Here is a 20,965-nt window from a genome sequence, read left to right as displayed (position 1 = left end):
CCGTGGTGAAGACGTGGCAGCGGCCCGGGGTGAGCGTGGACATGCTGATCGAGCACCAGGGCAGGCTGGTGCTGGTGTACCGCAGGAACGAGCCCGTGAACTGGGCGCTGCCGGGCGGCTACGTGACCTACGGCGAGAAGATCGAGGATTCCGCGCGGCGCGAGGCCATGGAGGAGACGGGCCTGGAGCTGGTGGACCTGGAGCAGTTCCACGTGTACTCGGACCCGGGCCGCGATCCCCGGCAGCACTCCATCACCACGGTGTTCCTGGCGCAGGGCCGCGGCACGCTGTGCGCGGGCGACGACGCGGCGAAGGCGGAGCTGTTCGAGGCCGCCACCGGAGTTCCCCATCCGCTGGCGTTCGACCACAGCCGGATCGTGCGGGACTACGTGGAGTACAAGGCCACGGGGCGGCGGCCGCGGGGTTGAGGCGGGACGCTTCCCGCCGTGCGGGTCACGATCCCTTTCCTCCGGCGGGCCGCCCGGCCCGTCACTACTTCACCAGCAGCATCTTCCGCGTCAGCACCTCTCCCCCGGCCGCCAGCCTGCAGAAGTAGATCCCCGAGGCGGCCCGCGCGCCGCCTGACTCCGTCCCGTCCCACGTGCGGGTGTAGGTGCCCGGAGCCAGGGCGCCGTCGGCCAGCGTGCGCACCAGCCGCCCGGAGGCGTCGTGCACCGTGAGGCGGACGGCGCCCGTCCCCGCCGCCCCGCGAGCCCGCACGGGGAGCTGGAAGCGGATCGTGGTGGCGCCGCGGCACGGGTTGGGCCGGTTCTGGAACAGGGCCGCGTGCGAGGGCAACGCCGGGCCGCCCGCGGCGGCGGTGACTCCGCCGGGATCGGCGTACAGCCCGGTGTGCATGTCGTCGTGCCGGAACATGGGCCACGGCGCGCGGGCAGGGCTGAAGCCACCGGGGTAGTCCCACACGTACACGAACTTGTCCCAGCACGAGAGCACGATGCTGGCCTGGCCGGTGTTGCCCAGGTCCCACACCGCCGGCGAGCTGCGGATCTCCCCTCCCACGCGCAGGGGGAAGCCGCCCAGCACCGTCCCGTCCGCGCGGAAACCGTACAGCATGGCGTCTTCGGCGCCCTCCAGGATTTCGAGACTGCCGTCGCCGTCCAGGTCCGCCACCACCGGCGAGGACTCCGAGGTGCCGGCGTACGACGCGTACGCGGTCGCGTAGCGGACGTTGCCCCAACCCGGGAGATCGTGGCCCAGGTGGTCCAGCGCGCGCAGGTGTCCGTCGGTGGTGGCCTCGATCACATCCAGGTAGCCGTCGCCGTCCAGGTCCGCCAGCGCGGGCGAGGGACTGCGGCTGGTCCGGTCCAGCGCCATCGGCACCGCCCAGCCCGGCTTCTCGGTGCCCGAGTCGCTCACGCAGTACAGGAAGTTCGAGTTGGACGGGAACACCACCTCGTAGTGCCCGTCGAGGTCCAGGTCCGCCACCGCGGCCGAACCGGTGACCGGGGCGCCCGCGACGAGGGGCCAGCCGCGGCACTCGGTGCCGTCGTGGCGAATGGCGTGCATCCGCGCGTCGGACCCTCCCAGGATGATGTCCAGCCTGCCGTCGCCGTCGAGATCCGCGAGCGCCGGCGAGCCGTAGAGGTAGCTTCCCCCGATCTGGCGGATCACCCCCTGCGTGGACGGATTGTGGTCGCCGTCGGCCAGCTCCGAGCCGTCCGCGTGCCACGCGTACACCTGGCCGCCACAGCCCAGCGCGATGTCGGGATGGCCGTCGCCATCGATGTCGCCGATGGCCGGGGAGCCGAACGGGAAGCCCGACAGCACCCGCCGTGGCCAGCCGGGGGCCACGCGGCCGTACTCGTCCCACACGAACACCAGTCCCGAGTCCTGGCTCATGCCCACCACCGCGTACTGGCCGTCCTGGAACAGGTCGGCCACGGCGATCGAAGAGGCGTAGATCCCCCGCGGCACCCACGGCCCGTCGGGCGGGCCCACCCAACCGCGCGGCGGCTGCTCCCCTCCGTCCGCGCGCCACGCGCGCACCCCGTCGGTCCCCACCAGGATCTCCTGCGAGCCGTCCGGCGAATGGTCCAGGTTCACCAGAACCGGGGAGCCGGCCATCTCCTTGCCGGTCATCACCGGCCAGCCCGGCCGGTAGGGCGGATTGGTGCTGACGCTGGCCATGGCGGACGGAACGCTCTCGTTGGCGCCGGAGTCCACGGCGGTCACCTGGTAGTAGTAGGTCGTGAGCGGGGCCAGCCCGGCGTCGTTGAAGTAGGTGGTTCGCCCGGTGATCCGCGGGTTCGAGCGGGTGAAGGGACCGGCGGGATCGGTGGACCGGTAGATGTAGTAGCCCGCGATGGGAGCCGGGTCCGCCGGGGGATACCAGGTCAGCGTGATCGAGGTGTTGGAGCCCTGCGCCGCGAGGCCGCTCACCGGTCCGGGGGGCTCCAGGGAGAATCCAAGGGTGTCGGCCCAGCCGTATGCATCGGAGAGCAGCAGCCGGAAGCGGCTGGCCCCGGTGGCCTGCCCCGCGTACCGGAACTGTCCCGTGCCGGCCGAGCTGGCGCCCACCGCCAGGCTCCCGTAAGCGCTCACGGAGTCCATGGGCGAAAGCGCGGAGGACTCCGGCAGCACCTTCGCGACGAGTCCGTGGAAGGGCCCGCCCCCCAGGTTGCGCAGCGTGACGCGCAGCAGGGTGAAGTGATCCGCCCCCGCCACCGAGTCGGTCCACGAGTGGGCGTAGTGCTCCACCGCGGGCGCTCGCACCGTGGCGGTGAAGTAGTCACTGCGGATGTCGTCGGTGATGTCGGTGAGGCGCAGCGTGAACGGCACCTTCAGCCCGTCGCGCAGGCTCCTCGAGAAGCGAACCAGGTAGGCGCCGTTCCCGGGGGCCGTGGCGTGCGCGGGAATCGCACCGTAGTTCACCATGCTCGAGAGCACCGACACGCCCGCCGTGGTGGAGAGCAGGATGCCGGTCGCGCCGGCGGCCGCGAGATCGCCGCCGTTCGCCACCGGAACGCGCACCTGCACCGTCTCGCCCGCGTCCACGGCACCGTCCCCGTTGCCGTTCTGCGGGACCAGGGTGCCGTCCAGGATGGTCTTGACCGGCGAAGCGTCGTAGAGGTACGCCGGGCCCCGCGGCGCCACGGTTCCCGAGCCCATGTGGGGCAGGAAGTTGCGCCGGGTGGCGGTCAGCTCGAACCCGCCGGTGGAGTCAGGCTGGAAGGCCAGCGTGACCTGGCCGGATGCGTCTGTGTATCCCGCGCGCAGGTCGTCGCCGGGCTTGCGCACGCACACCAGCGCGCTCTCCACCGGCGCACCGCCGGAGGTGACCAGGACCGCGTATCCCGGGTCCCCGAGCACGAACGTGGACGGCGCGGTGACGGTCATCTCGCTGGGCGCGCGCAGGCGGAGCCGCAGGCCGGGATCTCCCAGCAGCACGAACGCGAACTGGGTCCAGCGGTCCGGGTCGTCGGTGTCCGACACCGGGATGAACGGCACCTTGCACAGCGCCAGCGCCTCGCCCAGCTCGCCCACGCTGTCGCGGTTGACGGTGTTGAAGAAGTTGTCCACGTAGGCCTTGCTGACCTGCGGGAAGTCCTCCCGGGTGGAGCCCCAGAAGGCGAAGGCGCCGCCGTGGGGCGCGGTCACCGAGGCCGCCGCGATGCAGTCGAAGTCGAAGGCCGCCGCGGTGCAGTCCAGCGCCACCAGGAAACTGTTGCGCGGCCCGTTGGTCAGCGCGCGCATGTCCGCGTTGATCAGCGAGCCGGCGCCCACCGACATGGTGTTGCGGTAGCCGTGGCCGCAATCCACCGCGATGTTGTAGCCGACCCCCAGGGAATCAAACACCGCCTGGCGCGTCTCCGGCAGCGAGCCCGGGTACTGTTCCTGGTCGTTGTTCTCGTACAGCCGCGCCACGCGCGTCCACGGCGGCAGGCGGTCCGCCACGTCCTGGGCCAGCAGCGCACCGTCGTAGAGGATCGGCTCGCCGGCGACCCAGTCCACCGGGAACACCACCTCCGCGAACAACAGCGTCCGCTCCAGGTAGTCGCGCGGCGGGTCCTGGTCGTAGGCCAGCGTCTTGGCCACGAACACCGCGGCTTCGGCGGTGTTGAGGATCGGCGCGCGGCCCACGTAGACCTCCGGGTACAGGTCCACCCCGTCGCCGGGCGCGAAGGAGTCCGCGAACGCCTCGGCGAACAGCGAGTTGGCGTTGGCGTTCCAGTTGCCGTCGAGATTGCTGTAGTACATGTCCGTGGGCACCGGCGCGTCGTGCTGCAGCAGGCTGAAGGCGTACCGCGGCGGGATGAGCTGCCCGGTCCCGCCCAGCAGCAGCCACTGCGTGCCGTTATAGAGGTAGGCGTCCCGCACGCACAACCGGATCTTCTCCGGCAGGTCCACTCCCTGCGGATAGCGCGCCTGGACCTGGGAGAAGGTCACGATCCCGGCGCTGATGCCCTGGCGGGTCTTCCAGTCGGCCAGCGGCTGAAACGTGGCCGCGAGCGAGTCGGGCGTGACGATCAGGTAGGCGGCCTCGCGGCCCAGCGGGCCGGGGTACTCGCCGGCGGCAAAGGGCCGGACACGGGCGGGATCGGAGCCGGCAGCCGGCTCGAACGGCAGCCCCAACGCCCCCAGCGCGCGGCGGGCGGCGGCCTCCGTGGCCCCGGTGGTCCGCACCCGCCGCAGGGGCCGCGGGCCGTCGGCCTCCTCGTAGCTCACGCGAAGCCGGAACCCGGTGATCAGCCGCACCCGCTCTTCGGCGGCGAGGCACTGCACCGGGCGCACCGCCACGCTCGCGATCGCGTGACCCTGCAGGAACCCGGTCTTCAACTCGCCGTAGGGGCGTTCGGGGAACCAGGTGTCGCCGCGGGGCTGCGGGCGGATCCCGGCCGGGCCTCGCACCAGTTCGCCGCTGCCGGTGCGCCAGCCATCCAGGAGCGCCAGCCGGGCGCGCGCAGGGAGATCAACGACCTCAAGCGGAATCACCTGCCAGCCGGTCACCCGTGCGCCGGGCGGCAACTCCACCGCCAGCGTGGCAACCGGCAGCTCCGGCTCGCCGGCGCGGCCCCGGTTGAAGGTCCCGGCCAGCGCCACCCGCGCACCGCCCGCCGGGCCGAGCAGCTTCAGGTCGCGGAGGTGGAACCGAGCCTGGCGCTCGGCCAGTCCGGCTCCCGCCGCCGGCGCGGCGCCGGCGACCAGGCAGACCAGGCAGACCAGGGCAAGCAGCAGGGCCGACGCCACTTGGGGCGATCGGCCCGCGCGCGCGGTGAGGGGCAGGCAGTGCATGAGTCTCGCGCAGTTGGGGTCTTGTCCCGGGGGATACTGTGAACCGATATTGATGAATTATACCATGGATTCCCGAATCGCGCCGCCCCTTATCGACGCATGAGCAGCGCCAGGCCTGCTCACCGTCCGATCCAGAAGACAGCTATCCCGGCGACGAGGGTCGTCACCAATGTGAAGGGCAGCGCCATCCACAACATCCGTCCGTATCCGAGTCCGATCATGGGCGCGACCCGGGAAGTGAGAAGGTACAGGAAAGCCGCCTGGCCGTTTGGTGTGGACATGCTCGGAATCCCTGTGCCCATCATCACCGCCACGGACTGTGCCTCGAAGAGGGCATTGCTGGAGAGACCGGCCTCGAACGCCGCTTTCAGCACCTTCATGTAGATGGCCGCGACGAAGACATTGTCGCTGACCGCGGACAGCGCCCCATTGGTGACGAAGATCATGAGCACCTGCTGCTGCGGCTTCATGGTCAGCGCCCACTCGATCATCGGCTTGAACAGGTCCAGCGTGCCGATCATGGCCACCAGCACATAGAACACGACCAGCAGCGAGGCGAAGGGCAATCCGGGCATGAATGCCTGGGCTACGCTGCGCTCGTCCGTGATTCCGCCGAGCGCAGATACGATTACGATGACGGCCAGCCCGATCAGGCCGATCTCGGCCACATGGAATGCCAGCGCCACCACCATCAGCAAGCCCACGATCGCCTGCGTGACGACCAGGAAACGGTGATGCGGCGTTCGGTCCGCGGCCAGCCGGCGATCCTCGTCCTGCAGAGCCCGGCGCACGCTTGTCGGCAGCTCCGCTCCGTAGCCAAACCACTTCAGCTTCGTGACCACCAGGCACGTGGCGAAACCGGCGAGGAGCGTCGGAATCGAGGCGGGCGCCACCTTTGCTGCGAACTCCATGAATGACCAGCCGACCTCTCTGCCGACGATGATGTTCTGGGGCTCGCCCACCAGCGTACAGACTCCGCCGATCGTCGTTCCAATGGCTCCAGTCATGAGCAGGCTGCGCAGGAACGTCCGGAAACCCTCCAGGTCCTTGAGGTGGGGTGCATCCACGTTGAGGTCTGTCAGGTCGGAGTCGTGGCCGTGTCCCACCTTCGAGGCAACCCGGTGATAGACTTCGTAGAAGCCCGTAGATACCGCCACAAGGACGGCCAGGATGGTCAGCGCATCCAGGAAGGCCGACAGCACGGACACCGCGATGATAGTGACCAGATTGAGCACGACACGCGAGCGGATGCTGAGCAGGACGTGGTTGATCATGCGGAACAGCATTTCGCGCAGGAAGTAGACGCCGGCCACCATGAAGATGACGAGCAGCAGGACCGGCAGCCCATGCTCCACCTCCCGATACGCAGACCGTGTGTCGGTAAGCCCCAGGAGCACGGCCTGAAGGGCCAGCAGCCCCCCCGGCTGAAGTGGGAAGCACTTCAGGGCCATGGCCAGCGTGAATATGAACTCGACAAGGATGAGCCAACCGGTCGCCACCGGACCGAACACGGCGCGGACGCAGAAGTTCAGCAGCAGGCAGGCCACGATCGCGAGCTTATACCAGTTCGGTGCGTGGCCCAGGAAGCTGCTGGCCATTACGCGCCCGTGACCGCCCATCCGAAACTTCACCTTGATCATCGCACTCCCCGGCTCGAAACTCCGATCGAATCGTACGCTCCGGCCACCCCATCGAAACTTACCCCCTGAATAACGGTCCGTCGCGCCAGCGCAGACACCGCCACGGCCAGATAGTCCCGCGTCTCCCTAGGCAGCAGGAACCGCCGGAGCACATGCTTGCGGCCCGCGACACCCAGTCGGCGGCGCAGGCCCGGGTACTCCAGCAAACGGAGAATCTGATAGGCGGCACCATCCACGGAATGGACCAGCATACCGGTCCTGCCATGGAGAACCTGCAGAGGGATTCCTCCGACTGCCGAAGCGACCACCGCGCGCTCCTTCCACAGGGCCTCAGAGACCGTCAGGGCGAAACCCTCCCGCAGCGACTTCTGGAGCACCACCGCAGACTCCCTCTGAATGGCGTTGATCATGACGTTGGAGTCGTTGGGTAGGTCCAGGATGGTCACGTCCGGCACGTTTCGGGCGGCCTCGCGGGTCTCCGCAAGAACCGCGGCACCCTCGGGATCGTCGTCCGCACTTCCACCAACCAGCACTAGATGCGCCCTCGTCTTGCGCCTGACGCGGGCGAACGCCTGCACCACACCAACCGGGTCTTTCAGGCGGTCAAAACGGGATACCTGGGAAACCAGGGGGGTGCGGCCGTGCACTCCCAGCCCCTTGAGCGCCTCCTCCGTCTCCTCGCGCGAAAGCTCACGGTTCTTGTCCGCGAACGGATCGATCGAGGGCGGCGCCACGTACGACGGAATGGCCAGCTGCTGCACGAACTCGGAGGCCGAGAAGATCGTCGCGTCATGCCGGAGCACTTCGGGCTCCAGGAACCGCCAAACCTCCGGGTCGGGCCCTGATAGGTCGATATGGCAGCGCCAGATCCACGTCTGGCCAGGCCGACGCCGCAGCGCCGCAAGCCCGGCCGGCTGGGGGTCGTGGATCATGATGATGTCGCCGTCCAGCTTCAGCCGCCCAGCCTCGAGCTCCGTGCGCCGGGCATATGCCTCGCGCATCTCCCGGGTGAGCTCGACGCGGCGGCCGTGCAGCCCGTTGTGGATGGCTTTGGTCACCTCGAAGAACGCGTCGTCCCCGCCCATCACTTCCCACTCTACGTCCACGTCCAACGCGCGCAGCAGCTCGACCATCCGGCGCAGGATCTCCGCCACACCTCCCCCGACGGCGGTCGAATTCACCATGACCAACCGCCGCCCGCGCAGCACCCGCGCGAGCTGCTCCAGCACGTGGAGGTCTGCCCCGTCCACCAGGCCCCGGTAGCGCTCCAGAAGCGAGGTCGTCGCGTTCACTTGGGCTCCGCATCCCGGCGCCACCCGCGCACCAAGCGCGTCATCACGTCACGCGCCTCCCCCCTGCGTGCCGCCTCCGGCTCCCCGGCCTTGGCCACCAGCCGGGCCGGGATGGAGCGCTGACGCCAGCGCCGCAGCAGGGAACGCCTCGCCGCGTGCAGGCCCGCGCGCGAGGATTGGACTTCCCGGGCCACGCGCGCATGGCGCTCGGCCCCGGACTCCTCCAGCCACGCGACCAGGTCACCGGCCGATTCCGTTGAGAATTCCGCTGCCTCATGGAAATGGAAGAGGAAACCCTCGTCGTCCAGCGCCTCGACACACTCGATCATCTCGTAGGCATCCCGAGCTGCCAGCCCCGAGCGCACAGCGAGCGTGTGCCAGCGGTGAAGCCGAAGGCCCAGCTCGAGCGGCGCCTCCCGGCGGGCCCGGTCGTCGCGGCACAGGTCGTCCAGCACGGACACCAGGGCCTCCCGCAGCGACTCGAGCCCCTGCCCACTCGACACCGACGCGAATTCCAGGCGCTCGGCCGCCTCAGGATGCAGCAGAACATGCTCGCACCAGTGAGCGAAGTCGTGCGGGGGCGGTTCGTCCGCCCCGGGGTCGCGCAGCAGGGGTTCGTACGCGTGATAGAACAGGCTGCGCGGTTCCGCCTGCCGGATCCCCTCGCGAAGCTCAAGGAGATTCCTGGCTACCGCACCCGTAGGCTCGACCAGGTACACAACGCTGGAGAACTCGAACGCCGCGAGCATCACTCGCTCTCTGTGCCGGTCCGCGATCGCGCTGAGCCTCCCTGCCCATCCAGGGAGCGCAGGTACTCGATCAGCAGGTCGCGCGCCAGGTCACGGCAACCCAGGCCGAATGCCAGCCCGGCTGCAAGCCCGACGGCCGCGACCAGGATCAGCCCCACCCCGACCACCAACTGCGCGGCCAGACCCAGTTGCTCCAGAGCCAGCAGGCCGGCGAAGACCAGGACGGCGGCAGACCCCAGTTGCGCGCCGACCGCCGGGCGCATCCAGCCCATCCCCCGCAACGCGGAACGGATCACGACCCCGACCAGGACCGCCGCGAGCACTCCTCCGAGAGCGACGAACGAGGCCACCACGATGCGCGGCAGCACCTCCGCCAGCCGCTGGCCCACGGCATCCCGCACGTGGATCCCCACGAGGTCCAGCGACACCATCATAGCCAGCAGCATGATTCCCCAGAACACGATCCAGCCGGCTGTGGTGGATGCCTCCAGACTCCCGGCCAGCGAGGACTGGCCGAGAATTCGCCGGACGACGTGGTTGAACCGCAGCTTGCGCAGCAGCCACTGCACCAGTGCCAGACACACGCGGGCCAGCAGCCAGCCGACCGCGAGGACCACCAGCGCCAGGCCGACGTTGGTGGCGGCATCCCTCACCCCGGTGCCCAGCCAGCCCAGCCGATCGCCCAGCGGGGCCGGTGTGGACGCACCCACTGCAAGCAAAACGCTTTTCAAGGGTCACCTCGCTTCATGAGGACCGGGCCCGAGCCTCCGGATGGACTCCAGGAGCTCCTTCGCCCAGTCATAAATCGTGTGTCGGTGCAGCCTCTCGCGCAGTGCCGCCATGCGCGCTCGCGAAGTCTCGGGTGGCCCGCTGAGTACCTGATGGAACGCATCCGCCAGCGCATCCGCGTCGTACGGGTTGACCAGCACCGCTTCCTGCAGCTCCCGGGCCGCACCGGTGAACGGGCTCAGAATGAGCGCCCCGCCCAGGTCGCTGCGCGCAGCGACGTATTCCTTGGCCACCAGGTTCATCCCGTCGTGCAGTGACGTGACGGCGGCGAAGTCACCCAGACGGTACCGGGCGATCACGTCCGCGAAGTCGAAATCCCCCTTGAGGAAATGCACCACCGGGTCGTCCGGAGATCCGAACTCCGCGTTCAGCGCGCGGACCTGCTCATCCAGCCGCTCCGTGAGCCGGCGGTACTCGTCGAGCATCACCCTGCTGGGCACGCCCAGTTGGATGAACTTGAGGCGCCCCCGCCATTCCGGGTGCTTCTCAAAGAGCCGACGCAACGCGGTCATGCGCTCGGGGATGCCCTTCGTGTAGTCCAGGCGATCCACCCCCAGCCCGACGAGATGCCCACCGACACCTAGGCGCTCCCGCCAGCGTGCCGTGGCCCGAAGGCACTCGGGGCTCTCCGCCTGGGCGGCGATCCCATCGATGTCAGTGCTGATTGGGAACGCCCGCACCTTGGTGAGGTGCCCGCGCCGCTCCACGGACATCCGGGCCAGGTCTACCCGCGCCTCCAGCTCCGCGGACACCGTGTCCAGGAAGTTCATCCCGTGGTACCGGAGGTGAAAACCGAGCAGGTCGTTGGCCAGCAGGCCCTCGAGGAAGGGGGTCTTCCATGGGAGGATCCGGAAGATCTCCGGGTTGGGCCACGGAATGTGCCAAAACAGTCCCACCGGGATGTCGGGACGCTCCTCCTTGATGAATTTCGCGCACAGCCCGAGGTGATAGTCCTGGAGCAGCACCACCGCCCGCGTCGATCCCGCCACACCCAACACCGCCTGGGCGAACTTGCGGTTCACCGCCTCGTACTGGTTCCAGTCCGAGAGCTCGAATCGAGGCCGGACGTAGGCCACGTGGCACAGCGGCCACAGCGCGCCGTTCGAGAATCCGGAATAGTACCCATCCTGTTCCTCCTGGCTCAGCCACGTCCGCGCCAGCGTGTAGGCTGGGGCATCCACGGGAACGCGAACCCGCCCGGCGGAATCGGACTGCTCAAGATCGGCATCGCCGGACCCGTGCGCCACCCAAACACCCCCGGTGGCGCGCAGGACGGCGTCGAGCGCGACCACCAGCCCGCCGGGGTTGCGTAGCACACGAACTCCATCTCCAGACCGGACATGAGAATAGGGCTCGCGGTTGGAGACGATAATCAGGCGCCGGCCGGATAAGGCCTCCTCGGCCCAAGCACGCAACAGAACCGCGTCGAAATGGCCCGTCAGCGGACGGTGCAGGAACTGACGCTTCACGGCCTGGCTGAGCGCGCCCTGCACGCGCTCGAGGACCCCGGGATTGGCGCCCGCGCCGCGAGGCTCATTCCGGTCGTTCATGCCGCGCCTCCGTTCTCCTCACGGTCGGTGCTCGCAAACAAGCCCGGTGCGCCCTCAGGCCTCCGGCCGCCAGCCGAAGGAACGTAGCCAGCTCGCCGATGTCGGCCAGGTGGAACTCCGCCTCGGGCGGAGCGTCCCCCCCAACACCGAGGGCAATCCCACCGAGCACCTGCACCTCGCGCATCGCCTCGGCGTCGTTCTCGTCGTCTCCGGCGTAGAGCAATATATCGTACTCCGACCTCTCCCAGCGCTCCAGCAGCGCGCGCAGGCCGCGCTCCTTGCCCGCCCCAGCCGGAGCCCACTCCAGCGTCTGCCGGCACCTCATCCATCCTGACTTCGCAGCGGCGCGGGCGGGATTGCCGGGTAGAGTCCGCAGGCGGCGCTCAAGTTCCACGCGGCTGCCTTGCCGGAGGTTTCGCAGATGCACCGCCAGGGCAGCGGGTTTGATCTCCAGCCAGCTGCCGGGGTAGTCCACTAGCACACCTTGGATTGCTGCGCTCCAGAACGGATCCACCTCACCGAAACTGGGGAGCGTCAACTCCTGGTCGTCAACCCGCAACTCCAAGCCCTGGCTGGCCACAAGATCGACCCCGGCCACCCCCACGCGCTCCTCCAGGTCGTGCAGGCCCCGACTGCTCACGATGGCGACCCGCGCCCCAGGATCCCGGGCCAGCGTTTCCACGGCGTTGCGCACGTGTTCGTCCATGCGCGCGAGGTGTGGATGCTCGACGAAGGGGGCCAATGTCCCGTCGAAGTCGAGGCCAACCAGCAGCCGATGGCCCTCCTCAGCGCTGACGCGGATCCGCCTGATCGTGTCTGAGAGATTGCGCACCTCCGACCTCCTCTGGCGCATTCAGCAACGGAGTACGGCCGCCACGCAACCACCTCCAAGGAACTCCGTTGGCGGAAAGCCGAAGACGTCTCCGACCTTTGTTATCGTCCTCGGGCTCTCAGGGCAGCTGGGACTGCGCCGAAGGCAACCAACTCTGTGGGCACTCCAAGGCTCCGCTTGCGAACCGCTTGAGGACGCAGGCACATCCGTACCCACCCAGTGTCCCGATGCGGAGAGCATAGCTGCCCGACCCATATGGGTGCGATGCAATTCGGGGGCTGTTGGTGTGATCATCGGTGGGCACGTACAGGATCTCTGCACACGCTGCTCCAATCCTCCGAAACTTCCGGGTGAAGGGGGCCCTCGGAAGTCGGAAGACTCATTCTGGGGCACAGGTGCTCCCGGCCTGCGGTTGGAGGCAGGCATTCATTCCTGACCTGCCTGGACTACTTCACACACTTCCTCACCCAGCACGTGATGCGCGGTCCGCCCCGGAAATAGCCCAGGAACTCGTGCCCCGCGGAATGGCACCATGCGGGCACGTCAATGATCACGCCCGGGTCGGTGGCGCGGATCTCGAGCACTTCGCCCGCCGCGACGGTGACCATGCGCTCGGTCGCGCGCGCGATGGGGATGGGGCAGAACAGCCCCTCCACCGCCAGCACGTGGTCGGCGCGCACGGCATCACAGGAGTCGAGACGCAAGCTCGTACTCCCCGCGCGGCGCCACGTCCAGCTCGCGGGACTCGCCGCTCCGGCGCGAGGCCAGCACCCGCACTTTCGGCTCCCGCTTGCCGTCGCAGTAGCGGGCCGCGATGCGCGCGCACTCCAGCAACTGCTCAGCGGTGGGCTCGCCGTCCAGCAGCGTCAGCGGGCCGGGGTGGTCGGGGGTGCCCAGCAGCCACCGCTCTCCGCGCCACATCTCGAGGAACTTGTTCTCGCCCTCGTTGCGGCCCACGATCAGCTTGAGCCCCGGCGCCAGCCTCAGGTGCCGGCCCAGCTTGAGCATCACGTACTCCTCGGGCTGGATGGACTCCGGGTCGCGGTGCGCGTAGAGGTCGCGCAGGCGCCGCCCGAAGTTGGCGTCCACCAGCGAGCAGCAGCCCCCGGCGGGCTGCGGGTACTCGCCGATCTGGAACTGGTCCGCCAGCTCGATCTGGGCCCGGCGGCTGCGCCCCGAGATGTTCATCAGCTGCTCGCGGTCCACCCAGCCTTCCTTCTCCGGGATCGTCGGCGGCAGCAACCGGGCGGACAGCGGGCGCAACACCAGCCCCTCCAGCCCGGCCTCGCGCTCGATGAGCTGCAGCGCGCGCAGGTGCTGGGTCATGGGGCGCTGGCCCAGCACCTCACCGGTGAACACGAACTTCGCGCCGATCTCGTCCATGAGCGTGCGCGCGCGGCGGAGCATGAAGATGCGGCAGTCGATGCACGGGTTCATCGCCGAGCCATAGCCGTAACGGGGCTGTGTCACCACCGGCAGGTAGTCCTTCGAGACATCCACCACCCGCACCGGGATCCGCTCGTGCGCGCCGGCGCGCAGCGCCTCGTTGCGGTACGGCGTGCCATTCTTGTTGGCCGTCTGGCCCAGCGCCCGGTGGGCGTCGGTGAGACAGAAGCCCGTGTGGAAGTTCACCGCTTCGACCTCGATCCCCTGCGCCTTGATCAGGTGCAGCGCCAGGGATGAATCGAGGCCGCCGGAGAGCATGGCGAGGGCCTTGATCGGCTCGCGTTCGGTCATGTGGGGCTCTTTCAGAGATGTGGGCGACTCGGGACGGCCGCCCCCGGAAGGATGCGTGTACCGGGGACCGCGTCGGGAAATGTGTGGATATGGTACGGCTCCCCGGGCGGGCCCGTCAATGGACACCCCCCCACCCACCGCGCTACCCTGACGCTCCCGTCCCGGCACGCCGCCGGGACACCCGTTCCAGCACGGAGGCATCGGCGAACGTGACCCACAAGCAACGGGCGGCCGGCCCCTGGGCCGCGCCCACCACCCGCCTCACCTCCCTGGACTTCCTGCGCGGCGTGGCCGCCCTCTCCGTGGTGGCCCACCACGCCATCAACTTCGGCTGGGGCCAGAACATGCCCATGCACCTGGGCTGGTTCCGGGCGCTCCACGCGGTGGTGGATCGCGGCGACCTGGGCGTGCCGCTGTTCTTCGTGATTTCCGGATTCTGCATCCACATGCGCTGGGCCCGCCGCTTCGCGGAGACAGGGGTGGGCGATTCGGACTTCGCCGGCTTCTGGAAGCGGCGCATCCACCGCCTGTATCCCCCCTACTTCTTCATGCTGCTGATCAGCACCGCGCTGCTGCTGACCGCGGTGTGGATGGGCCGCCAGACGCCCCTGGTGACCCGCTACCCCGAGCCCCGCCTGCCGTGGATCGCGTGGGACTTCGTGAGCCACGTGTTCATGCTGCACGGGCTCCACCCGCTTTTCGACCTGGGCGGCGGCAATCCCCCGTTCTGGACGCTGGCGCGCGAGGAGTACTTCTACGCGCTGTACTTCGTGCTGCTGGCGTGGCGGAGGCCGCGCGGCGTGGGCGGCGCGGTGATGGCGAGCCTGGTGCTGGGCATCCTCTTCCCCGCAGCGATCGCCCCGCTGCTCATGCGCGTGCCGGGCGGAGCCGAGTGGTGGACGCTGGTGCGCACCTCCGCGTTCTCCCTGTGGATCCAGTGGACGCTGGGGATGCTGGCGGTGGAGGGGTACTTCGGGCTGGTGAAGCTCCCCCGCATCTGCTCGGCGCCCTGGCTGGTGCCCGTGTGGGCGGCGCTGGCGCTGCTGGCGGAATCGCGCTTCCCGGTGGCCGGCCCCGCCCCGGTGCCCTCGCTCTCCCCCGCGCTGTGGGGCATGACCTTCTTCACGCTGCTCAATTACTGCGTGCGGCTGGAGCGCGGGGGCCGCTGGCCCTCCGGCCGCGTGGTCGCCTGGCTGACGCGGGCCGGCATCTTCTCGTACTCGCTCTACCTGGTGCACGTCCCCGCAAGGGCGGTGATGAAGCAGCTCCTGGGACCGCTGGCGGCCACCCACAACCCGTACCTGTACCTGGCGCTGGCCGTGGCGCTGGCGGTGGGAGGCTACTTCGCCGGCAAGGCCTACTTCCTGGCGGTGGAAAGCAGGTTCCTCAACACGCGCCCCTCGACAGCGACAAGGAAGTCGTAGCAGCCCGGTGGGCAGTCGTGCCTGCCGGAGCGGCGCCGCGATGAAGTCCGGTCACGCAGGCCCGCCCCGCATACGACGAGGGAGGACGTCCCGGACGTCCTCCCTCGTTCGCTGTCGGTCCACCGGCCGGCGGCCAGACCGGCCGGCAGGCAGACATGTTGCCGGAAATTAGCGGCGGCGCAGGGCGACCACGCCCAGCAGGCCCAGGCCCAGCAGGCCGAGGGTCGACGGCTCGGGGATGGGGTCCTTCGAGCGGGCGTTCGGGCGCTGCGCCAGCAGGAACGGCTGGTTGTGCTGGTTGTCGCGCAGGCCGAAGCTCATGAGGTCGGTGCCACCGAGGCCGCCGACGGAGCCGTCGAAGAAGTCGATGAAGTCACGGGCGTCGGTCAGCTCGTCGGAGAACACCGAGGCGAACGCGCCGGAGGTGCGGGGGATTCCCGAACCCTGGGCGAAGCTCAGTCCGTCGTAATCGTTCGAGGTGGAGAACCGCTCCGGCACGAAGGCCGGGTACGGCTGCGGGTCCAGGTCGTCGTTGCTGCCGGGGCCGTCGAACGGGTCCAGCAGCTCGTTGGCGAAGCGGGTCCAAGTGAGGCCGGTGTTGTTGGTGATGTGCTTGTACACCACGTAGTCGGCGCCGGTCACCAGGTCGTCGAGCATGACGAACCCAAAGCCCACCGAGCCCCAGGTCTCGTAAAGGTCGATGCGGTTGCCATCCACCGTGTAGTCGAACGAGGTGATGCCGACGTTGGCCGGCGCGTACAGCGAGGCGGTCACGGCAAACGTGGTGCCGGCGCTGCCCGTGATGGCGATGACAGCCAGCAGTGCGAGAGCGAGAGCCTTTTTCATTGGAGACTTCTCCTACCCCAAGGGGGCGCTGGCGGCGGGACGCCGCGTGGGACATGGTCCGCGTCGCTCGATCCGGCCGGGACCGGCGGGAAACACAGACTGTTGCGTTCAGTTGACATAAACATTCTATCAGATTACGGCCGGGCATGACAAGCGGATTTTCTGCGTCACTATTCTCAACAGTCACATAGTACGTTGCGGCCATTGACTTTACAAGATTGAATCGTTGCGCCATGCGGCCGCCTGTGGTAGCTTCGCCGCTCGGACTTCTTCGAGACAAGGGGGGACTGCCGTGAACTGGATGCTCCTCGTGGCGCTGGGGGCGGGAGTGGGTGCCACCGCCGGGTTCTTCGGGATCGGCGGGGGCATCATCGCCATCCCCGCGCTGGTCTACCTCTTCAAGTTTGGCCAGAAGGAGGCCCAGGGGACCTCGCTGATGATGATGGTGCCGCCCCTGGGCCTGGTGGCGGTGTACGAGTACTGGAAGCAGGGCTGCGTCGGCCCGAGAAACCTGCACGCCGCAGTGTTCCTGGCGGTGGGCTTCGTCGTGGGCTCACTGATCACCTCGTCGCTCATCGGGAAGGTCTCCGAGCCGCTGCTCCGAAAGGCCTTCGCGGTCTTCCTGTTCCTGGTGGCCGGAAGGATGTTCTTCGAGAAATGACCCCCCCGCGGGCGGACGACCGCCCCTGAACCGGAGGCACTCGTGAGCCAGGCATTCCGGGCGCTCTTCGGCCCGAAGGACCGCGACCGGCCGCTGCTGGTGGGCGTGGTGCACCTGCTGCCGCTCCCCGGGGCGCCGCGCCACCGCCCCGCCGCGGAGGGCCGCGGGGGCATGAACGCGGTGATCGAACACGCCCTGGCCGACGCGAGCTCGCTTCAGGCGGGAGGGGCGCGGGCGATCATCGTGGAGAACTTCGGTGACGAGCCGTTTCACGCCGACCGCGTGCCCCCGGTGACCACGGCCGCCATGGCCCGCGCGGTGGCGGAACTGCGGCGCGAGGCGCGCGTGCCCCTGGGCGTGAACGTGCTGCGCAGCGACGCGGAAGCCGCGCTGGGCATCGCCGCGGCCTGTGACGCCGACTTCATCCGGGTGAACGTGCACACCGGCGCAATGGTCACCGACCAGGGCCTGATCCAGGGCCGGGCGGCCGGGACGGTGCGGCTGCGGCGCGCCCTGGGCAGCGCCGCGCTGATCTTCGCGGACATCCTGGTGAAGCATGCCTCCCCCCTGGCGCCGCTAGAGCTGGAGCAGGCTGCCGAGGACACCTACCTGCGCGGGGCCGCCGACGCGCTGCTGGTCACCGGCTCGGGCACCGGCAAGCCGGCCTCCCTCGAGGATGCCGCCCGGGTGAGGGCCGCGCTGCCATCGGCGCCGCTGCTGGTGGCCAGCGGGGTCACGCTGGAGACCGCCGCGGCGTGGTTCGCGGCCTGCGACGGCGCGGTGGTGGGTACGTGGGTGAAGCGCGAGGGCGACGTCTCGAACCCGGTAGACGCGGAGCGGGTGAAGCAGCTGGTGGCCGCGGCCCGGGGCTGACCGTACAGTACACCGAACCCCGGGCGGCGGCTGGCCGCCACGGGCCGCGGGAAGCCAGGAAGTCGGCGGCCCCGCGATCCCCCATCATCCCCCGTCATCGAACCCGGAATCGGAGGAATCCATGAGACGTGTGATCCCGTTCCTGCTGCTGGCCGCCGTCGCGCTCCCGGTGGCCCTCCTTGCCGCCGACGTGTTCAGCCAGTACGAGATCGACAAGGACCAGGCGAAAGAGCACCTGTACTACGGCCTCGCGCGCGGCCTCAAGGGCGTGCCGGACGGGGCATCGGCCCTCAAGGCCATTCCCGCCGGCAGGCGCGCGGAGGTGGTGCGAGCCCTCGGCTCGTTCACGCGGGCCTACTTCGAGTCCGCCGAGTTCAAGACGCGCTACTCCCAGTACGTCGCCTCCGAGACCCCGCGCAAGCCGGTCCCGCCCCTGGACAACGCCGCCGGGGCCGAACAGGCCGACGCGAACGCCGCCAAGGCCATGAAGGCGATGAAGGACAACATGGCCAACATGCCGCCCGAGATGCAGGAGCAGATGAAGCAGGCCATGGCCCAGGTGAAGTCCAGCAAGGGCGCGGCGAAGGCCGACTACGACAAGCGGAAGGCGCGCTATGACAAGGAGCTGGCGGAGTACAACGCGAAGATGGCATCCGCGAAGATCCCGCCCGCCGATCCCAACGTGTCGCTGCGCAAGCGGCTCAGCGAGTTCCTGGCCACCACCGCGGACATCAACTTCGACGCCGAGCTCACCAAGGTGGGCTACAAGAAGCACTTCGCGGACAAGACCCTCGAGGCCAGGCCCGAGGAGTGGAAGATGTGGTACCGCGCGGGTCGCGAGGCCACCGGGGCGGCGCGCGAGTTCGCGCAGGAGTGGCTGAAGGACCTGCCGAAGGCGAAGTAGCGGCGCGCGGGGAGCTGGCGCGGGCCCGGTGCGGGTGTGGGATCGGCGCAGGCTGGCGCCCGGAGCGGACTGCGGGATCAGCGCAGGCGCAGGAAGCGGGTCACCTGGCGGCGGCCGGCTCCGCCGACCTCCAGGAAGTAGATTCCCGAGGCCGCCGGAACGCCCGAGCGCAGGCGCCCGCCCCACTCGAGCACCGGATCCCGGCCTGCCGCGGGGGCCTCGAGTCGCGCCGCCTCACGGCCGGCCACATCCAGCACCCGGGCTCGAAAGCCCGCCACCGCGGCCCACGAGGCGCCGAGTCGGAACCGCGCCGCGGCGCCCGGGGCCATGGGCATCGGGGTGACACGGTAGTCTTCGGCGCGCCCGGCGATGGCCGGGGACTTCGCCACCCCCCCGGGGGTCGCGGCCGAGTCGCGGTCCCCGGACGTCTTCGGCGCCGTCGCGGTGACACTCACTTCGAACGGCACCCGCGGTGACTCCGGGTCGTTGGACCGGATCTCGGAGCGGAACACCACGGTGCTGCCCTCGGCGATGTCGGTGGCGTCCACGTCCACGCGCACCCGGGCCGAGTCGTGCGCGGCGATCTTGAACAGGTCGATTCCCACCACCGAGATCCCCCACGCCACCCCGGGCGCGTCGAAGGGCGGCAGCGAACCGTCCAGTCTCGCGTCCCCGAGGTTGTGGATCCTGAAGAACCTCGAGGCGTTGGCGCCCGCGGAAACCTGCACCGCCAGCGAAGCCGGCGACACCATGATGGTGGGCGGCGCCTGCAGGGTCACCACCACGTCGTTGGAGACCGGCCCGCGCGTGTGGTAGCGGTCCAGCGCGCGCAGCGCCAGGTGCACCGTCCGCCGCGGCGGCAGCCCGGAGAAGACCACCGTGTCGCGCGAGCCACCGAACGCCGGCCGGCGCGCCACGACCACGGGCTGTGCGGTGTCGAATGAGGCTTCGCCCAGCGGAGCAGTGGACCAGCGCGCTTCGTAGGCGGCGGCGCGCCCGCGCCGGCCGTCCTCGCCGGGAGCGGTAAGCGTGCAGGTGGCGCGGTTCACTCCCAGCAGCAGCGGCGCCAGGTCCACGGCCCGCGCCGGCGGGAACGAGTCCCCCAGCGCCTCGTCCACCAGGTGCGCCAGGTCCAGGCGGCCGCCGGTCGCCACCTTGCCCGCCAGCCCCTCCACGGGTTTTACCGCGGCTGCCAGGGCATCCATCACCTGGCGGTAGTTCTCCCACGGCCGGAGTGTCCAGTACAGCGCCGCGGCCGCGGCCGCCTGCGGCGCGGCGAACGAGGTGCCGCTGGCCGCCTCGTAGCCTCCCCCCCGCTTCGTGGTCCAGATCTCGATGCCCGGCGCCGACAGCGTCACGCGGCTGCCGCGGCCGGAGAACAGCAACAGCGTGTCGGCCAGGTCGCTGGCCCCGACCACCACCAGGTTGTCGAGGTCGAAGGAAGCCGGGTACCTGGGGCTCACGTCCAGGTTGGCACCGTCGTTGCCTGCGGCCAGCACCGCCAGCGCGCCGCGGTCGCGCGCGTAGGCCAGCGCGTCGCGCAGCGGGGTGGAGAAGTCCTCCCCGGACACGCTGAGATTGAGGATGCGGGCGCCCGAGTCCACCGCGTACACCACCCCGGCGGCGATCTGCGTCCCGCTGCCCGTGCCCCGGGCACCGAGCACCTTCACGCTGAGCAGCTGGGTGCGCCACAGCACCCCGGCCACGCCGCGCCGGTTGTCGCCCAGCGCGCCGAGCACGCCGGCCACGCCGGTGCCGTGCCCGAAGTCGTCCGTCGGGTCGGGGGTGTTGGAGATGAAGTTCCACCCCAGGGTGTCGCCCGGGAACGGGTCCGCGGGTTCGCCGGGAGCCGGGGGCCGGCGCACCGGGCGGCGGAAGAGGTTGGTGCCGAGGTCGGGGTGCGCGAAGTCCGAGCCGGAATCCAGCACGCCGATCAGCAGGAAGCCGGAGTCGCGCACCCGATTCCAGGCCGGCTCCGCGCCGAGGTCGTGTCCGGCAGTGCCCGGCTGCAGCTGGCCGGAGTTGCGCAGGTGCCACTGGCGCGGGTAGAGCGAGTCGGAGGGCGCGATGGCCGCATGGAACAGCGCGTCCGGCTCGGCATAGCGGATCCCGGGCTCGTCCCGCAGCCGCGCGGCCCAGGAGCGCTCGGTGCCCGCGGGGACCTCGAGCACGACCGCGCCCAGCGGCGCCAGCCCGGCCTCCCGCGAGGGATCCGGGCGGGGCGCGGCCAGGCCCCAGGCGCGCGCCCGCGCCGCGAGGGGCGCGGAGCCGGCGCCCGATGCCAGGCCCACCACGACGCGGCCGGGCACGATCTCCGCGCGAACCGGCACGGCTGGCTGGCACAGGAGCGCCGGGAAGAGCAGCGAGCAGCGGAGCACGGCGCGGATCGCGGCGATCCGGGCGGCCATGGGCGGG

Annotated in this window: 15 protein-coding genes and 1 pseudogene; 5 read left to right on the top strand and 11 right to left on the bottom strand. The window is 69.8% G+C overall.

Annotated features, from left to right (window positions below; genetic code table 11):
* Window positions 1-5 precede the first annotated feature (5 nt).
* Entirely contained in the window at window positions 6-428 is a 423-nt protein-coding gene (locus HZB25_12445) for an NUDIX hydrolase (protein ID MBI5838039.1), read from the top strand.
* A 64-nt stretch (window positions 429-492) separates the two neighbouring features.
* Here the strand turns inward: HZB25_12445 and HZB25_12440 are convergent, their stop codons facing one another.
* From HZB25_12440 to HZB25_12400, 9 genes are all read right to left on the bottom strand, one after another.
* Window positions 493-5,208: a VCBS repeat-containing protein gene (locus HZB25_12440; GenBank protein ID MBI5838038.1), complete on the bottom strand. Its 4,716-nt coding sequence runs from the start codon at window positions 5,206-5,208 to the stop codon at window positions 493-495.
* 164 nt (window positions 5,209-5,372) lie between these two features.
* Complete coding sequence (nhaB, locus tag HZB25_12435; GenBank protein MBI5838037.1) at window positions 5,373-6,872, bottom strand: sodium/proton antiporter; 1,500 nt, start codon at window positions 6,870-6,872, stop codon at window positions 5,373-5,375.
* 17 nt (window positions 6,873-6,889) lie between these two features.
* On the bottom strand, window positions 6,890-8,077 hold the full coding sequence (locus tag HZB25_12430) for a glycosyltransferase (GenBank protein MBI5838036.1): 1,188 nt from the start codon (window positions 8,075-8,077) through the stop codon (window positions 6,890-6,892).
* A 104-nt stretch (window positions 8,078-8,181) separates the two neighbouring features.
* Window positions 8,182-8,934 carry a hypothetical protein gene (locus HZB25_12425; protein MBI5838035.1) on the bottom strand — a complete coding sequence of 251 codons (753 nt, stop codon included), beginning with the start codon at window positions 8,932-8,934 and terminating at the stop codon, window positions 8,182-8,184.
* Window positions 8,934-9,665 (bottom strand): hypothetical protein, encoded by a 732-nt coding sequence (locus HZB25_12420; GenBank protein ID MBI5838034.1) that lies wholly within the window; start codon window positions 9,663-9,665, stop codon window positions 8,934-8,936. The genes HZB25_12425 and HZB25_12420 overlap by 1 nt, the downstream gene beginning before the upstream one ends.
* A gap of 3 nt (window positions 9,666-9,668) precedes the next feature.
* Window positions 9,669-11,273: a trehalose-6-phosphate synthase gene (locus HZB25_12415; GenBank protein ID MBI5838033.1), complete on the bottom strand. Its 1,605-nt coding sequence runs from the start codon at window positions 11,271-11,273 to the stop codon at window positions 9,669-9,671.
* Window positions 11,257-12,105 (bottom strand): trehalose-phosphatase, encoded by an 849-nt coding sequence (otsB, locus tag HZB25_12410; GenBank protein ID MBI5838032.1) that lies wholly within the window; start codon window positions 12,103-12,105, stop codon window positions 11,257-11,259. The genes HZB25_12415 and otsB overlap by 17 nt, the downstream gene beginning before the upstream one ends.
* 446 nt (window positions 12,106-12,551) lie before the next feature.
* The gene (locus HZB25_12405) at window positions 12,552-12,785 is read right to left on the bottom strand and encodes a sulfurtransferase TusA family protein (protein ID MBI5838031.1); all 234 of its coding nucleotides are present in this window, start codon (window positions 12,783-12,785) and stop codon (window positions 12,552-12,554) included.
* 4 nt (window positions 12,786-12,789) lie between these two features.
* Window positions 12,790-13,842 (bottom strand): thiamine biosynthesis protein, encoded by a 1,053-nt coding sequence (locus HZB25_12400; GenBank protein ID MBI5838030.1) that lies wholly within the window; start codon window positions 13,840-13,842, stop codon window positions 12,790-12,792.
* Window positions 13,843-14,051: 209 nt separating this feature from the next.
* Between HZB25_12400 and HZB25_12395 the strand changes: the two genes are divergently transcribed.
* Window positions 14,052-15,266: an acyltransferase gene (locus tag HZB25_12395; GenBank protein ID MBI5838029.1), complete on the top strand. Its 1,215-nt coding sequence runs from the start codon at window positions 14,052-14,054 to the stop codon at window positions 15,264-15,266.
* Window positions 15,267-15,434: 168 nt separating this feature from the next.
* Here HZB25_12395 and HZB25_12390 read toward each other — a convergent pair.
* A pseudogene (locus tag HZB25_12390) lies at window positions 15,435-15,512 on the bottom strand (VPDSG-CTERM sorting domain-containing protein).
* Window positions 15,513-16,404: 892 nt separating this feature from the next.
* On the opposite strand from HZB25_12390, the gene HZB25_12385 reads away from it, so the two are divergent.
* From HZB25_12385 to HZB25_12375, 3 genes are all read left to right on the top strand, one after another.
* On the top strand, window positions 16,405-16,773 hold the full coding sequence (locus HZB25_12385) for a sulfite exporter TauE/SafE family protein (protein MBI5838028.1): 369 nt from the start codon (window positions 16,405-16,407) through the stop codon (window positions 16,771-16,773).
* A 42-nt stretch (window positions 16,774-16,815) separates the two neighbouring features.
* Complete coding sequence (locus HZB25_12380) at window positions 16,816-17,646, top strand: BtpA/SgcQ family protein (protein MBI5838027.1); 831 nt, start codon at window positions 16,816-16,818, stop codon at window positions 17,644-17,646.
* Window positions 17,647-17,767: 121 nt separating this feature from the next.
* Window positions 17,768-18,550 (top strand): hypothetical protein, encoded by a 783-nt coding sequence (locus tag HZB25_12375; GenBank protein MBI5838026.1) that lies wholly within the window; start codon window positions 17,768-17,770, stop codon window positions 18,548-18,550.
* 77 nt (window positions 18,551-18,627) lie between these two features.
* Here HZB25_12375 and HZB25_12370 read toward each other — a convergent pair whose 3' ends face one another.
* Complete coding sequence (locus tag HZB25_12370) at window positions 18,628-20,958, bottom strand: S8 family serine peptidase (protein ID MBI5838025.1); 2,331 nt, start codon at window positions 20,956-20,958, stop codon at window positions 18,628-18,630.
* Window positions 20,959-20,965: the final 7 nt, after the last annotated feature.

The sequence above is a fragment of the Candidatus Eisenbacteria bacterium genome (genome assembly GCA_016235265.1).
In the GTDB taxonomy this organism is placed as follows: domain Bacteria; phylum Eisenbacteria; class RBG-16-71-46; order RBG-16-71-46; family JACRLI01; genus JACRLI01.
The sequence above is the reverse complement of the archived record's forward strand: the minus strand, read 5'-3'. Positions and strand labels throughout refer to the sequence as shown.